The following is a 14,482-nucleotide window of genomic DNA, read 5'->3' as shown; positions in this document are numbered from 1 at the left end:
AAAACCTCAATTATACGCTTTTAGTCAGGACGCGACGATGCCTGACGTTCCAGCATGGCACGTCTGGCCAGGGGCATTCGGGCAAGGCTTGTACCCAAGGCCAGCAAGGTGGTGAAGGCGCCCAACCAGAGAGTGGTTTGCACCGGTGAACCTGCCGCCAACGCCGCCCCCACCAATGCCACACCCAACGACTGCCCCACCGTGCGGGTGGTACTCATCACGCCGGACACATTGGCACTGCGCTCCGCCGGCAGGCTGGCCATCATTTCGCGATTGTTGGGCGGCTGGAAAAGACCGAAACCCACGCCACACAGAGCCATGCGCCATAAACCTCCCAGGACACCGGTGGTTTCATCCACCAACGCCAAGGCGACAAATCCCACAATCAACAGCACCAGCCCTGTACTCGACAACACGCTAGGGTTGATACGGTCCGCCAGTCGTCCGGCAATCGGCCCGACCAGCATGATGGCCAGTGGCCAGGGCGTGAACAACCAGGCGGTCTGCAGGGGTGAAAAACCCAATTCCTGTTGATACAGAAACGACAGCGCAACGAAGGCCAGCCCCTGACCGACGAAGGCCAGGCCCGAGGTGGAGACCGCCAGGGTGAAGCGGCGCTCGCGAAACACCATTAACGGCAACAGGGGGAAAGGTGCTCGTTTCTGACGCACCACAAACCCCACCCCGGCGATTAACGTCAGCATGGCCCAGCCGCCACTCTGCCAGGGGGGTGCGGTATGTCCCAGGGCGTCCATGGCCAGAAAGAAGCTTGCCAACATGCTGATCGACAGCATGGCCCCCAGGAAGTCAAAACTTCCCTGGCGTGGGGTTTCGCGCGGCAAGGCGCGAAAGCCGAAGAACAGGGCGCAGGCGCCCAGGGGCACATTCAAGGCAAATAGCCACGGCCAGTCGGCGAAAGAGAGAATCACTCCGCTCAAGGTGGGTCCCGCCGCATAGCCTCCGGCCACCACCAGGGCACTCAGGCCCAGGGCGCTGCCCAGTAGCCGCGAAGGAAAGATCGAGCGATAGATCGACGGTCCGATAGAGAGGGTCGCGGCGGCCCCCAAGCCTTGCAGGGCGCGAAATACCAGCAGTGTTTCCAGGCTGGTCGAAAAGGCACTGCCCATGGAGGCCAGCACGAACAGCCCAGTGCCAAATAGATACAGGCGACGCCGCGTGACCAATTCACTGATCGCGGCAAACACCAGCAAAAAAGCGGCGCACGTCACCTGAAAAAGGTTGGTCACCCACACCACTCGAGAGGCGGAAACATTCAGGTCCAGCGCAATGGAAGGCAGCGCCAGGTTGATCATGGTGGTGTCGACCACCGCCATCAAGGTGCCGGTGATCAACGCCAATACCGCCAAGGCCCGTTCATGTCCGGGCAGGCCATCATCACCGGGGCGGGTTTCAAACAATCGCATGCCGATACGCTGTCTCTAAAACAAGAAACCGGCCGCAGCCGGTTTCTTATGGTTCATCGAGAGCCGGCGCCTGATGCTATTCATTATCCAGCAGCAGCGCATCATCCACTTCGGAAATTTCCAGAGCGGTTTCATCATCCAGATCGATGGCCAGATAGCTGTGTTCCACTTGAAGAAAGCGCTGAAACAGCGACCAATCGAGGCTGTCCGGCCACTGTTCTTCGTCTTCTTCCCAAGCACGCAGCTCGTTTTCCAGGATTTTCGGGTAGCGCTCGTGAACGAAGGTGGCCAGCGCTTCCGGCGTATCCATCTCGGGAATCAGGTAAATCGTGCTTTCACGCTCGACGTCGTCCAATGTCAGGTCGTCGTCTCCCATGGTGGGTTCGAGCGCATTGATCCAGTCTACAAAGTCCTGGGTCGGCCTGACGCTCAGGGCGGAGCGGTTAAGCAGTTTCATGGGAACTCTCCTCGCCGTCGAAACGCCGACCATTATGGGCGTTTGAAGCACTCCTTACCAATTATTCCGCGACTTTCCAGTTTATTCCGGCGCTTCGGGACGCATCGCCGGAAACAGCAGCACATCCCGTATCGAGGCGCTGTCGGTGAACAGCATGACGAGCCGGTCGATGCCAATGCCCTCGCCGGCGGTGGGTGGCATGCCGTACTCCAGCGCACGGACGTAGTCGGCATCGTAGTACATCGCCTCGATGTCGCCGGCCTCCTTCTCGGCCACCTGCTCGCGGAAGCGCTCGGCCTGATCCTCGGCGTCGTTGAGCTCCGAGAAGCCGTTGGCGATCTCACGCCCGCCGACGAAGAACTCGAAGCGCTCGGTGACCAAGGGGTTGCTGTCCTTGCGCCGCGCCAGCGGGCTCACTTCGGTGGGGTATTCGGTGATGAAAGTCGGCTGCTTCAGGCGGTGCTCGACGGTCTTCTCGAAGATCTCGATCTGGATCTTGCCCAGTCCCCAGCCGTCCTTGACGTCGATGTCCAGCCGCTCTGCGATCTGGCGCGCGGCGGCCTCATCGGCCAGCGCCTCGGCGTGGATGTCGGAATTGTACTCGAGGATGGCGTCGAACACGGTGATGCGCTTCAGCGGGCTGCCGAAATCGTATTCGAAGGTCTCAAGCACCTCCCCCTCGCTGTTGCGCACGGTATTGACCACGGTGGTGGTGCCCAGCACCTGCAGGGCCACGCTGCGCAGCATCTCCTCGGTGAGGTCCATCAGGTCATTGTGGTTCGCATGGGCCTGGTAGAACTCGATCATGGTGAACTCGGGGTTGTGCCGGGTGGAGAGCCCCTCGTTGCGGAAGTTGCGGTTAATCTCGAAGACCCGTTCGAAGCCGCCCACCACCAGGCGCTTGAGGTACAGCTCCGGGGCGATGCGCAGGTACATGTCGATGTCCAACGCATTGTGGTGGGTAACGAAGGGGCGCGCGGTGGCGCCGCCGGGAATCGGCTGCAGCATGGGAGTTTCCACCTCCATGAAGCCGCGCTCCTCGAAGAAGCGGCGCATGGCGCTGATCACCCCGGCCCGGGTCTCGAACACCTTTCGCGAGTCGGGGTTCATGATCAGATCGACGTAGCGCTGGCGGTAGCGCGCCTCCATGTCGGTCAGGCCATGGAACTTATCCGGCAAGGGACGCAGGCTCTTGGTCAGAAGCTGGGCCTCGACCATCATGACGTAAAGATCGCCCTTGCCCGATTTATGCACCGGCCCGCGCGCGGCAACAATGTCACCGATGTCCCAGCTCTTGATGTCTTCCAGCATGTCCGCCGGTAGGCCTTTCTTGTCCACGTAAAGCTGGATCTGTCCGGCCACATCCTGGATCACGATGAAAGGCCCACGCTGGCGCATGATACGTCCGGCGACGGATGCCTTCCGGCCAAGGGTTTCAAGCTCGGGCTTGTCCTTGTCGCCCAACTCTTCATGTAGCTCGACGGTCAGGCTATCGCGGCGAAAATCGTTGGGAAAGGCACTGGTACCGGTGGCAGCGGCACGCTCGCGACGCGCGGTCAGCTTGGCCCGGCGCTCAGCGATCAGATGGTTCTCGTCATGCTGCGGACTATTGGAGGAAGCGTCCTGATTGGCCATGTCATACCCTATCGGAAAAATTACATACCCGGGCTCGGGAAGAACTTAAATAATCAAAAGTGCTTATATAATTAAAAGTACTTGGAAAATTAAGAGTGTTTAGAAAAAAAAGAAGCTCACAAGCCCTGTTTCAGGCTGGCAACGATAAACTGATCCAGGTCGCCGTCGAGCACCTTTTCACAGTTGCTCGATTGCACGCCGGTACGCAGATCCTTGATGCGCTGATCGTCCAGCACATAGGAGCGGATCTGGCTGCCCCAGCCGATATCGGCCTTGGCATCTTCGGCTTCCTGCTTGGCGGCATTGCGCTTTTGCATCTCATGCTCCCACAACTTGGCCTTGAGCTGTTTCATGGCGAAGTCACGGTTGGCATGCTGGCTGCGCTGGCCTTGACAGGCCACCACGATGCCGCTCGGCTCGTGGGTAATCCGCACCGCGGAATCGGTGGTATTGACGTGCTGACCGCCAGCACCGCTGGAACGATAGGTGTCAACGCGCAAGTCCGAAGGATTGATCTCGACCTCGAAGCTGTCATCGATCTCGGGCGACAGAAACACCGAGGCAAACGAGGTATGGCGGCGGCCGCCGGAGTCGAACGGACTCTTGCGGACCAGACGATGCACCCCGGTTTCGGTGCGCAGCCAGCCGAAGGCGTAATCGCCCTGGATGTGGATCGAAGCCGACTTGATCCCCGCCACATCACCGGCGGACACTTCGGTAATATCAGCCTTGAAGCCGTGGCTTTCGGCCCAGCGCAGGTACATGCGCAGCAGGATGTTGGCCCAATCCTGGGCCTCCGTGCCCCCGGAACCCGACTGGATATCCAGATAGGCATTGTTGGCGTCCATCTCACCGGAAAACATGCGCCGAAATTCGAGCTTTTCGAGCGAAGCCGCCAGGCCATCAAGCTCTTTACGCACTTCTTCTACCGTGTCTTCGTCGTCTTCTATCTCAGCGAGCTCGAGCAGGTCGCGGCCATCGGCGAGGCCTTGATCCAATTCATCGATCGTGGCCACGATGGCTTCCAGAGAAGCGCGTTCCTTGCCTAGCTTCTGCGCGTAGGCCGGGTCGTTCCAGATAGCGGGGTCTTCAAGTTCACGGGTGACTTCTTCTAGCCGATCCTGCTTTTCGGCATAGTCAAAGATACCCCCTAAGAACGTCTGTCCGCTCAGACAGGTCCTTGATGAGGTTATGAATCGGGTTGGTTTCCAGCATGGGTTCGCCCTGATTGAGTGACTGATAACGTTGCGGGGAAGCATTCGCCGCCACAGCGCTTGCTCAGGCCAGGTTCAAGAAAGCCCTGTCTCCAAGACTTGTCCCCAAGAAAGCAGCGTGGCGTGCGGAAAAGGCAGGCATTGTACCCAAATTGGCGATTACTCGCATCCATTGCCCTACTGCAAAACAGACAACCCGGCGAATACCGGGTTGTCTGCGAGCGAAACGTTTCAGACGTCAGGCGTTAGAAGCGGTAGGTCAGCTGCGCGCCGAAACCGTGGGCTTCGTTCTTGTAGTCGGCGGAATAATTCGAGGTGATCGGTGGTGTGCTCTGCCCCGCCACCTTGAAACTATCTGTTTTAGACTGCTCTATATGGGTACTACGTTCGGTCAGGTAGGAATACGCCACGTCGATGGTCAGATCAGGGGTCGGCGACCAACCGGCACCCAAGGAAAAGATGCGGCGATCATCCGAAGGGATGCGCACACTACGGGTATCATCGTTGGTCGGCGTGAAGTCCAGTGCGACACCGGCACGCAAGGCAAGCTCTGGCGTCAGCTGATACTCGCCACCGGTCGACAAGGCCCAGGCATTGCTGTAATCCTGCTTTTCCAGTGTGATGGCATCTCGCTCGCCCCCATCCACGCGAATCTGCTCGAAACGACTCCAGCGTGCCCAGGAAGCACCGAACATGAGTTTGAGGTTATCGCTCATCTGTTGGGTCAAGGAGAAGTTGACAGTTTCCGGCATGGTCAAATCAAGAGTGGCATCGTCGGTGACGGTGCCGATGCCCAATTGATCCAGCACCGGCGAAGTCGCTGTAAAATCGCCTTCCAGGTTGTAGTCGACCTTGGAGCGATATGTCAGCCCGAACGTTGTTTCCGGAACCGGCTGGTAGATTATCCCCAGGTTATAGCCCCAAGTCTCATCCTCACCATCCACGCGGGAATCCGCTTCGGTGAGACCAAGGGGAGTCGCCACCGGCACTTGGCGATGCAGCTCACCCTCGACACGGTTATAAGTCACCCCGCCCCCACCGACCACTGGTCGTTGAAGCGGTAGGAGACGGTGGGCTGAGCGCTAATGACCTTCACTTCGGTATAGTTGCCCTGATTGCGACCTTGGAAACCGCCTTCATAGTCGGTCTTGGAGCCAAAAGGAGCGTAGACGCCAAAACCGAACGCCAAGTTGTCATCCACCGGATGAGCGTAAAACGGATAGGGAATCAACGTTCCCGGCACCATGTCGCCATCGTTGGAACCTGTGACAGGCAATGTATCGGTCTGCCCTCCCGTGGCCTGAAGAAATGCCGGGCTACTCTGGGATGCCTGGGCATTGGAAATGCTGCTGTTCACATTCAGGTAAGTACCGCCCGCACTGAACTGTGCACGATCGAGAAACGACATCCCCGCCGGATTGCCGAAGACGATAGTGGCATCGTTGACGTTGGAACTACGCCCAGCATGACCGTAACCCTGTCCACTGGCACTTTGCTCATTGATTTGATAGCCACCGGCATGAGCCTGGCTGGCGAAGGCTGTGGCAACGGAGACTACCAAGGCAAGCTTGTGGAAATTGTTTTTCATGATGAAACCCTTTTGCTAATAAACCAACATGCTTATTTTTTTAATGCTGGCCGCACTATTTACCTACTGTGCTTGTGTGTACCTGCATCTTTTCTCGCACCTGGCCAAAAGGTTCAAGGGCAAACGTTCGTTTTATTTTATTTAGCCCCCAGACATAAGTCTAACGTTCGTTTTAAATCATTGTTTTATTCCACTATCACCTTAACCCAAAAAGTCGCTTGACCTATGGGTAACAAATAGGTTTTACACTAGGTACACTCTCCACCCACCGAGGCCGCCGATGAAAGTCAGTGAACTTGCCAAGCGTTCTGGGGTCACCGCTGAAACCGTACGTCACTACAGCCGGGAAGGGCTGCTCTCTCCCCGGCGTCATCCGGACAACGGTTACCAGCTGTTCAGCGACACCGACCTGCAGCGCCTGAACTTTATCCAACGGGCACGCACCCTGGGCTTCAGCGTGCACGAAATTCGCGACATTCTGCTGCATGCCGACCAAGGTGACTCCCCCTGCCCGCTGGTGCGGGACCTGATGGCCGAGCGTTTGCCTCAGATAAATGCACGTATTACCGAACTCCAAGCACTTGCGGCGCGCATGGAACAGGCCCTTGAGACCTGGGCCGACATGCCCGACGGCACACCGGACGGCCACAGCCTTTGCCGCTTGATCGAAAACTTTCCCGAGGACACTCCATGAGCCATACCCTTGAGCGCACGGTTCCCGGCATGAATTGCCAAGGCTGTGTCAAACGCATGCGTGAAGCGATCCAGGCGCAAGACCCCACTGCCGAGGTTATCGGCACACCCGCGGAGAAACATCTGGAGGTCACCAGCCGTCTGAATAAAGCCAGCTTGGATCAAGTACTGGTCGATGCCGGCTTCCCCCCGGGCGAGATTGAGTCGCCACCCGTCACGGACTCTTCAGAGCCGGCTTTGGAACCGGCTTCAAGACAGACTTCAGATAGCTCAGCGTCAGCGCCAACCGACTCGAAAGCGCCTTCCGAGAGCGAGCCTACTATTCGCCTGGCCGTTTCCGGCATGACCTGCGCCGGCTGTGTCAGTAATGTGCAAAAAGCCTTGGAGAAAACACCCGGCGTGACATCCGCTGAGGTGAATTTCGGCACCCACACCGCGCAAGTGCGCGGCAATGCCGACACCCAGGCGCTTATCGCTGCCGTGGACAGTGCGGGCTATTCCGCCGAACCCATTGTCGACATGCGTGAAGCCGAACGCCTGCGTGCGCAAAAGGATGCCGTAACCTACCGGCAACGCCTCAAGGGCAGCGCCTGGTCGCTGGCGCTAGCGGTACCGCTGATGGCTGGAATGTTCATCTATCACCCTCACCCGACAGGGATGGGGCGGCTTTTCTGGTTGGTTATCGGCCTGCTTACTCTGGCGATCCTGATGGGGCCGGGGCGCCACTTCTTCATTAACGCCTGGAGGAATTTTCAACATCATCAAGCCAACATGGATACCCTGATTGCCATGGGCACCGGAACCGCCTGGCTCTACTCCATGATGGTGGTGATATTTGCTCCTTGGCTGCCGGAGATGGCGCTGGGTATCTATTTTGAAGCCTCGGCGATGGTCATCGGCCTGATACTGCTGGGCAATGCGCTGGAGTTACGCGCTCGCGGGCGCACCAGCGACGCCCTCAAACGCCTACTGGATCTGCAAAGCCGCACCGCCCGGGTGATTCGTGATGGTGAAGAGCGCGAGCTCGACATCGATGCGGTACGCGAGAACGACCACATCCGTGTGCGCCCTGGTGAGCGCCTGCCGGTGGACGGGGAGGTTACCGAGGGCAAAAGCCATATCGATGAATCCATGCTTACCGGTGAGCCATTACCGGTGACCAAGCAACCAGGCGACGAGGTCAACGCCGGTACGGTCAACGGCAAGGGATCCCTGGTGTATCGCGCAACGCGCGTGGGTGCCGACACGCGCCTGGGTCAAATCACCGAGCAGGTCGCCAGCGCCCAGAACTCGCGCCCACCCATCGGCCATCTGGCCGACAAGGTCTCGAGTGTTTTCGTGCCTTCGGTGATGATCATCGCCGTGCTAACCGCCTTGGCCTGGTTCAATTTCGGTGCCGAACCCCGGGTGCTGCATATGCTGATCACCGCCACCACGGTGCTGATCATCGCCTGCCCTTGTGCACTGGGCCTGGCCACACCGATCTCCACCATGATCGGCGTGGGCAAGGCTGCCGAGCATGGCGTGCTGGTACGCAGCGGTGATGCCCTGCAGACCGCCACCAAACTCACCACCCTGGTCGTCGACAAGACCGGCACCCTGACTCAGGGCAAGCCCACCGTGACCGACACCAAGATATTTCATGAGGATAGCGGCCAAGTATTAGGGTACGTCGCCGCCCTGGAGCGTAGCTCCGAGCACCCCCTGGCCAATGCCCTGCTCGCCCATGCCGAAGACCAGGGCGCCAGCGCCTCTGAGATTGCTAATTTCGACAGTGTGACCGGGGGTGGGGTAAAAGCGCAGACGACTCAGGGGACTGAATTGCTGCTGGGTAATGCACGCTTGCTCGAGCAGGCGGGGATCGACCTGACTGATGCAGGCGACGTCTCGCGGGAGTGGGAGGAGAACGCTCGCACCGTGGTCTATCTGGCCATGGACGGTCGCCTGGCAGCGGTTTTCGGCATCAGCGACCCCTTGCGTCACGACACCATCGAGGCCGTCAAACGCCTGCAAGCGGACGGTCTGAGCGTGGTGATGTTGACCGGCGACAACCGTCACACCGCTGCCGCCATTGCCCGAGAAGTGGGAATCGATGAGTTTCGCGCCGGCCTGTTGCCGGAAGACAAGCACGCCGAAATTGAGCGCCTGCAGCGTTCAGGTGCCATCGTGGGCATGGTGGGAGACGGCATCAACGACGCGCCGGCACTGGCCCGGGCGAATGTCGGCTTTGCCATCGGCCAAGGCACCGATGTGGCGATCGAAAGCGCGGGCATCACGTTGATGCGTGGGTCGCTACACGGCGTTGCCGATGCTATCGAGATCAGCCGGGCTACCCTCACCAATATCAAGCAGAACCTGGTGGGCGCCTTTGGTTATAACGTCCTGTGCATCCCGATTGCCGCCGGGGTGCTTTATCCCTTCACCGGCATGCTGCTTTCACCGATAATCGCGGGGGCGGCCATGTCGCTCTCTTCGATCACCGTGGTGAGTAACGCCAACCGCTTGCGCTTGTTCAAGACGAGCTCGGCATCGACGGCTCCCAAAGCCCCTATCTCCACAAAAGCACAGGAGGCGACATCATGAGCTGGCTGATAAATCTTGCAGGGTTAGGTCTAATCGTGGCGATTGTCTGGTGGTTCTGGAAACCCACCTAGAGCCGGGCAAGAAGCGAAAGCTGCTACGCTTAGAGATAACCAATCGGTAGCGGGGAGATACGGACATGTCCAAGCTCAACGGCGTGCTGGAAACAGCGCTTTATGTCGAGAACATGGACCGGGCACGGGCCTTTTTCGAGGGAATAATGGGGCTCGTGCCCTTCAATGCCGACCATCGTTTTACCGCCTACGACGCCGGCGCGGGTTCGGTGTTGCTATTGTTCCGCCAAGGCGAAACCCTGGAGACGGTGGTACTGCCCAAGGACATGGGCACCATCCCACCCCACGATGGCAAGGGACGTGTCCACTTGGCCTTCGCCATCACCGAGCGAGAATTGATCAACTGGGAGCATCAGCTCGAGGACCATAGCGTGAAGATCGAGGGCCGCACCCACTGGCCACGCGGCGGCAAGAGCCTCTACTTCCGCGATCCCGACGGACACCTGATCGAACTGGCGACACCAGGCGTCTGGCCGACTTATTGACCGGCTAATGCTCCGATGCCCCCAGGCGTTGGCAGTAGGCAGCGGTCAGCGCCACCAGTGCTGGATAAAAATCGCTAACGATTTTTACCTGTGCGCAGCGGGCGTCGAGACGCGGCAGCCAGCTGCACAGCTCCTGCCCCAGAAATTCCCGGATATCGTCACGCTGCGCCTCGCGTTCACTGCTCTTTGCCGCAACTAGGGCCATGCAGCGGGTGGCAAGGTAGTCGAGCATGACAGCTAGATGGTCGGCGGGCTCGCCTACCTCTTGCTTGACTGCATAGCCCGCCTGAGACAAGCGCGCCTCCATGCGCTCGGTCGGTGCGCCGTGAAAGTTCCCCTTCTCGTCGGCATACAGCGAGGCATAGGGCGGCGCGCCGCTACGCGCATCCCCCAGGAACAGCTCGGCGAAATCGGCGGCCAGCTCAAGGTGCGGTGTCGTGAGCATGACCAGCTTTGCCAACGCCGATTCAAGCCGCTCCACCTCCACTTGGAGCCCATGCTCATCGCGCAGGAGCTCCAGCAGAGGAGTCGCCTCCCCCTTGCGGTAGCGCGCTAACGTAGCGTCATCCAACTCGATACTGAGCAGGGTTGCCAACCACCGGCACAGCAGGCTTTCCGACTCCCAGGCAGCCGCCCATCTGGCGTGCTCCTCCTCCGAACCGACGACAGTGGCCGAGGCATTCGCCTGGCCAGCGTGTGGCGAAAACGATGTCTGTTCTCTCATATCTCCACCATGATCGGTCCACCGAAGGAAGTCACCGCGGGCGCCTCGCCTTCGAAGCGCTCGATCTCCACCACGCAGGTGTTGGCGCTTGGCGCCTGGGCCAGCTTGGAGGTGCCTACATCAAGGGTCAGGGTGTTAGGGTCACCATAGGTGTCCAGCGCGCCGATCTCCGGCCCCACCGGTCCGTACCAGGCACCCTCCTGGATGCGAACCACGCCGGGCGGAAAGTCGTCGGACACCACCGCACCGGCCAGCAGCTGACCTCGGTCGTTGAAGACTCGCACCAGGTCACCGTCCTGAATCCTGCGCTCCGTCGCATCCTGCGGACTGATGAAGATAGGCTCGCGGCCCTGCACCGTATAGGTGGCGCGAAACTCCTCGGACTCGCACATCTGGGAGTGGAGCCGCTTGTCAGGGTGCACCGACTGCAGCCACAGCGGGTAGCGATCCGAGTTGGGGCCACCATGAGAACGCTCTGTCTTCTCCATCCAGGTGGGGTAGGCACGGCAATCATCGTAGTCGTAGCGTGCGATCTTGCGGCTGGAAATTTCGATGAAGCCGGAGGGCGTTCCCAGCGCATTGACCTCGGGGGCCTGGCGAAAGTCCGCATGGCGTACCCAGTTTTCACCGGGCCCGAAGTCGACGTAGCCCTCTTTCCAGAAGTCTGCGAACTTCGGCATCGATGAGGTCGCCTGATCGCCTCCGGGGGCGGGACTGAAGGACTTATTCGCCTCGCGACACTCATCATAGAGCTTCTTCACCCAGCCCATCTCATTCAGGCCTTGGCGATACTCCTCGTCGCGTCCGAAGCGCCGGCACAGGTCGGTAAAGATGTCGAAATCGCTGCGGGAGTGGAACAGCGGGTCCACCAGTTTGTGCATGGCTAGCACGCCGCGATTGGAGTAGGAGCCATAGATGTCGATATCGTTTCGCTCGAACTGCGTGCAGGCTGGTAGCACCAGGTCGGAGAAGCGGCAGGTGGCGTTCCAGGAGTAGTCAATGGTGACCACTGTCTCGAGTTTGTGGAAAGCCTGCTTCATGCGGTTGTGATCTTGGTGATGGTGCCAAGGGTTACAGCCGCTGAAGATACACATGCGAATGTCCGGAAACACCACGTCGCTGCCGTTGTACTGGATCTTCTCCCCGGGATTGAGCAGGCAGTCAATCCAGCGCGCCACGGGAATGGTCGATGCGGCTCCCTGGAAGTCGGTGTTGGTATGTTCGGGTGTCTTGCCGGCATCCACGTTGCGCGGAAAAGCCCCTGGTGCACTGGCCCCCGATGAAGGGACACCAATGGAGCTATAATGGTGACCGTAGCTGATACCGCCGCCGGGCAGGCCAATCTGCCCCAGCATGGTCGCCAGCACGGCCCCCATCCAGTAAGGCTGCTCGCCATGCTGCTGACGCTGTATCGCCCAGCCGAACAGCAACTGGGTGCGATCAGCAGCTAACAAGCGGCTGAACTCGCGAATACGCTCGGCAGCGACGCCACAAATGGACTCAGCCCACTCCGGCGTCTTGGCTACGCCGTCATCGCTCTCGCCCTGTACATAGGCGATGAACTCTTCGAAGCCGAGAGCGTAGGCGTTGATGAACGCCTGACTGTACAAGCCTTCGTTATAGAGCGTGTGCGCCATGGCCAGCATGAAGGCTACGTCGGTCAACGGGTTTAGATAGAGCTGCTCGCACCCCAAATATTTCTGGGTCTTGGTGCGCACCGGATCCACGCTGATCACCCGGATACTCCCGTCTGCCACCTTGGCCTTGAGCTCCTCCAGATAGGCGTAGGCCTCATGGGTTTCGCAGTTCCACCCCACCTGCAGATTTTTGTAGGGGTCATTTCCCCACAGCACCACCGTCTTGCTGTTCTCCAGGATCAGCGGCCAGGAAGTGCCTTGGCTGTAGACCTCGGTGGAGCCAAGGACATAGGGAAGGATGACCTGCCCTGCCCCTGTCGAGTAGTCACCCACCTTCTTGACGAAGTTCCCATGCATCGCTATCGCACGCTGCATATGGTTGCCGCAGCTGTGTACCTGGCCGGTCTGCCGCCAGCCGGTGGCGCCAGCGTAGAGCGCCCAGGGGCCGTGCTCGGTCTGGACGCGCTCCAGCTCCTCGTGGAACAGGTCGAGCGCGGCGTCCCAGGTCAAGCGCACGAAGCGATTGTCGCCTCGTGTGGTGCGATCGCCATTGTGGCGATTCTTGAGCCACTCCAGGCGTACCATCGGGTAGCGGATGCGTGACGGGTTATAGATCAGTCCCTTGATGCCGTTAAGCATCTCGGTGGGGTAGCGGTCGGCGCCGAACGGCTTCACCTCGGCGACTTTGCCGCCCTTCACCAGAGCATTCATGGCCCCCCAGTGAGAGCCGGCGGTTTTCCAGACGCCCTGCTCGGTCACCCCGGCGGCGGCCGACTTGGCGAGCAGTCCCGGGCCAATCAGCGAGGCTGCGGAACCCACCATCGCCCCCTTGAGGAAACTTCTACGGCTAATAATCATGAAAGTTCCTTAAGAGATATCAGTGGGTACCGTCGACATAGTCGGAGGAGTGCGTCTGAAGATATTTGAGTACCAGCCCTTGCGTGCCTGCACTCATGTTGGTGAACCCCACCATTCCGGAGAACATGGCTGGCCAGGTATTGGCATCGAAGTGTTCGGGAGCAGGTTCGGTATGGCATACGCTGCAAGCATCGCGATAGATTTGCCCGGCGGTCTCCCACAGTGCATCGCGGTTTGTAAGGTAGGCCCCCTTCTCGGCCCACAATTCCACGTTCACTTTGGCCCAGGGTAGGCCGGTCAGGTCATCGACGACCTCACTCTCCTGAGTCTCGATGAGCGCTTCATCCTGTGCAACGTCTTTATCGAGAATGGCGTTGCTGATGTTCTGCCCTAAGTCGTCATACAGCATGCGACCAAAGCCTTTCTCCTTACGCCAAGAAGGAATAGCCAGCTTTACGCTGTCGCCCTGAGTCTCAAGCACAATAACTGCTGTCGCAATCTGAAGCATGCCCGCCTGCATGGTGCGCTCGGCATCGGTATACAGATCCACAGACTTGGCACTATAGTAAGTTTCGTCCTCATCCAGGCTGACCGAGGTCGCTTCACGCACAAGACGTGCGAGCATAGGATCGGTGCTGCCCATTTGCTCGGGCAGCTTGCAGTCCACGCAGCTCTGGTCGCGTTCTGCGGCAAAGGTGAGGTGTGGCACTATCACCGCTGTTACAAAAACAAAGACAAGCCACTCACGCAGATTGCCGCCGGAGCGGGATTCGCTCTGGCCGTTGACCTCTCCCATACTGTCCCCCTCGAAGATTTCGCCTTGCACCAGGCACCACCACGCTCGTCGTTCCAACGTTGTATTACGCCTGACGCGGAATTCGCTTACACCGCATCGACTCGCCGTGAGTCAACCGACATGTTTCTAATACATTTTAATTATTAGCACTCTACGGTTTGCCTGAAAAGTCCTGATTGCTATGCTCAACAATGAACACTGGTCGAAGCTGAAAACTATCCTGCTTCAACAAAGAATTTATCTCAAGCCCGATCTACGAATGACGGTAGAAGGCATTCTTTATCGAATGCGTGCCGCCAGACTCACGACCGGCGGCA

Annotated in this window: 10 protein-coding genes and 2 pseudogenes; 4 read left to right on the top strand and 8 right to left on the bottom strand. The window is 59.2% G+C overall.

Annotated elements, in window-relative coordinates; all coding sequences use genetic code 11:
- Nucleotides 1-20 precede the first annotated feature (20 nt).
- From LG290_RS02145 to LG290_RS02125, 5 genes and pseudogenes are all read right to left on the bottom strand, one after another.
- Complete coding sequence (locus LG290_RS02145) at nucleotides 21-1,424, bottom strand: MFS transporter (RefSeq protein WP_499836052.1); 1,404 nt, start codon at nucleotides 1,422-1,424, stop codon at nucleotides 21-23.
- A 76-nt stretch (nucleotides 1,425-1,500) separates the two neighbouring features.
- Nucleotides 1,501-1,881, bottom strand: coding sequence for a hypothetical protein (locus tag LG290_RS02140; protein WP_499836051.1), 381 nt, complete (start codon nucleotides 1,879-1,881; stop codon nucleotides 1,501-1,503).
- 81 nt (nucleotides 1,882-1,962) lie between these two features.
- Nucleotides 1,963-3,516, bottom strand: a complete 1,554-nt coding sequence (gene lysS, locus LG290_RS02135; protein ID WP_499836050.1) for a lysine--tRNA ligase — start codon at nucleotides 3,514-3,516, stop codon at nucleotides 1,963-1,965.
- A gap of 116 nt (nucleotides 3,517-3,632) precedes the next feature.
- Nucleotides 3,633-4,731 (bottom strand): peptide chain release factor 2 gene (gene prfB, locus LG290_RS02130; RefSeq protein WP_499837003.1). Its coding sequence is split into 2 segments (ribosomal slippage): nucleotides 3,633-4,655 and nucleotides 4,657-4,731, totalling 1,098 coding nucleotides; the frame shifts between segments, so codons are not numbered across the junction.
- Nucleotides 4,732-4,975: 244 nt separating this feature from the next.
- Nucleotides 4,976-6,318, bottom strand: a pseudogene (locus tag LG290_RS02125) (OmpP1/FadL family transporter).
- A 280-nt stretch (nucleotides 6,319-6,598) separates the two neighbouring features.
- Here LG290_RS02125 and LG290_RS02120 point away from each other — a divergent pair.
- The 3 genes from LG290_RS02120 (at nucleotide 6,599) to LG290_RS02110 (ending at nucleotide 10,150) form a co-directional block, all read left to right on the top strand.
- Nucleotides 6,599-7,012, top strand: a complete 414-nt coding sequence (locus LG290_RS02120) for a MerR family transcriptional regulator (RefSeq protein ID WP_499836049.1) — start codon at nucleotides 6,599-6,601, stop codon at nucleotides 7,010-7,012.
- Nucleotides 7,009-9,594, top strand: coding sequence for a heavy metal translocating P-type ATPase (locus LG290_RS02115; RefSeq protein WP_499836048.1), 2,586 nt, complete (start codon nucleotides 7,009-7,011; stop codon nucleotides 9,592-9,594). The genes LG290_RS02120 and LG290_RS02115 overlap by 4 nt, the downstream gene beginning before the upstream one ends.
- Nucleotides 9,595-9,730: 136 nt before the next feature.
- Nucleotides 9,731-10,150, top strand: coding sequence for a VOC family protein (locus LG290_RS02110; RefSeq protein WP_499836047.1), 420 nt, complete (start codon nucleotides 9,731-9,733; stop codon nucleotides 10,148-10,150).
- Nucleotides 10,151-10,154: 4 nt separating this feature from the next.
- On the opposite strand, the gene torD is transcribed toward LG290_RS02110, so the two are convergent.
- The 3 genes from torD to LG290_RS02095 are packed head-to-tail and all read right to left on the bottom strand — an operon-like array spanning nucleotide 10,155 to nucleotide 14,222.
- Nucleotides 10,155-10,874, bottom strand: coding sequence for a molecular chaperone TorD (gene torD, locus LG290_RS02105; RefSeq protein WP_499836046.1), 720 nt, complete (start codon nucleotides 10,872-10,874; stop codon nucleotides 10,155-10,157).
- Nucleotides 10,871-13,369 carry a trimethylamine-N-oxide reductase TorA gene (torA, locus tag LG290_RS02100; protein WP_499836045.1) on the bottom strand — a complete coding sequence of 833 codons (2,499 nt, stop codon included), beginning with the start codon at nucleotides 13,367-13,369 and terminating at the stop codon, nucleotides 10,871-10,873. The genes torD and torA overlap by 4 nt, the downstream gene beginning before the upstream one ends.
- A 19-nt stretch (nucleotides 13,370-13,388) precedes the next feature.
- Nucleotides 13,389-14,222: a hypothetical protein gene (locus LG290_RS02095; protein WP_499836044.1), complete on the bottom strand. Its 834-nt coding sequence runs from the start codon at nucleotides 14,220-14,222 to the stop codon at nucleotides 13,389-13,391.
- Between the two features lie 124 nt (nucleotides 14,223-14,346).
- Between LG290_RS02095 and LG290_RS02090 the strand changes: the two are divergent.
- Nucleotides 14,347-14,457: pseudogene (locus LG290_RS02090) on the top strand (IS5/IS1182 family transposase); the annotation flags it as partial.
- Between the last annotated feature and the right edge of the window lie 25 nt (nucleotides 14,458-14,482).

Origin of the sequence: Halomonas sediminis (assembly GCF_044871105.1) — a bacterium.
In the GTDB taxonomy this organism is placed as follows: Bacteria; Pseudomonadota; Gammaproteobacteria; order Pseudomonadales; family Halomonadaceae; genus Vreelandella; species Vreelandella zhuhanensis.
The sequence above is the reverse complement of the archived record's forward strand: the minus strand, read 5'-3'. Positions and strand labels throughout refer to the sequence as shown.

Bases quoted from the DNA above. Each gene is read 5' to 3' on its own strand.
- LG290_RS02145 (WP_499836052.1), bottom strand. From the start codon at position 1,424: ATGCGATTGTTTGAAACCCGCCCCGGTGATGATGGCCTGCCCGGACAT.
- LG290_RS02140 (WP_499836051.1), bottom strand. From the start codon at position 1,881: ATGAAACTGCTTAACCGCTCCGCCCTGAGCGTCAGGCCGACCCAGGAC.
- lysS (WP_499836050.1), bottom strand. From the start codon at position 3,516: ATGGCCAATCAGGACGCTTCCTCCAATAGTCCGCAGCATGACGAGAAC.
- LG290_RS02120 (WP_499836049.1), top strand. From the start codon at position 6,599: ATGAAAGTCAGTGAACTTGCCAAGCGTTCTGGGGTCACCGCTGAAACC.
- LG290_RS02115 (WP_499836048.1), top strand. From the start codon at position 7,009: ATGAGCCATACCCTTGAGCGCACGGTTCCCGGCATGAATTGCCAAGGC.
- LG290_RS02110 (WP_499836047.1), top strand. From the start codon at position 9,731: ATGTCCAAGCTCAACGGCGTGCTGGAAACAGCGCTTTATGTCGAGAAC.
- torD (WP_499836046.1), bottom strand. From the start codon at position 10,874: ATGAGAGAACAGACATCGTTTTCGCCACACGCTGGCCAGGCGAATGCC.
- torA (WP_499836045.1), bottom strand. From the start codon at position 13,369: ATGATTATTAGCCGTAGAAGTTTCCTCAAGGGGGCGATGGTGGGTTCC.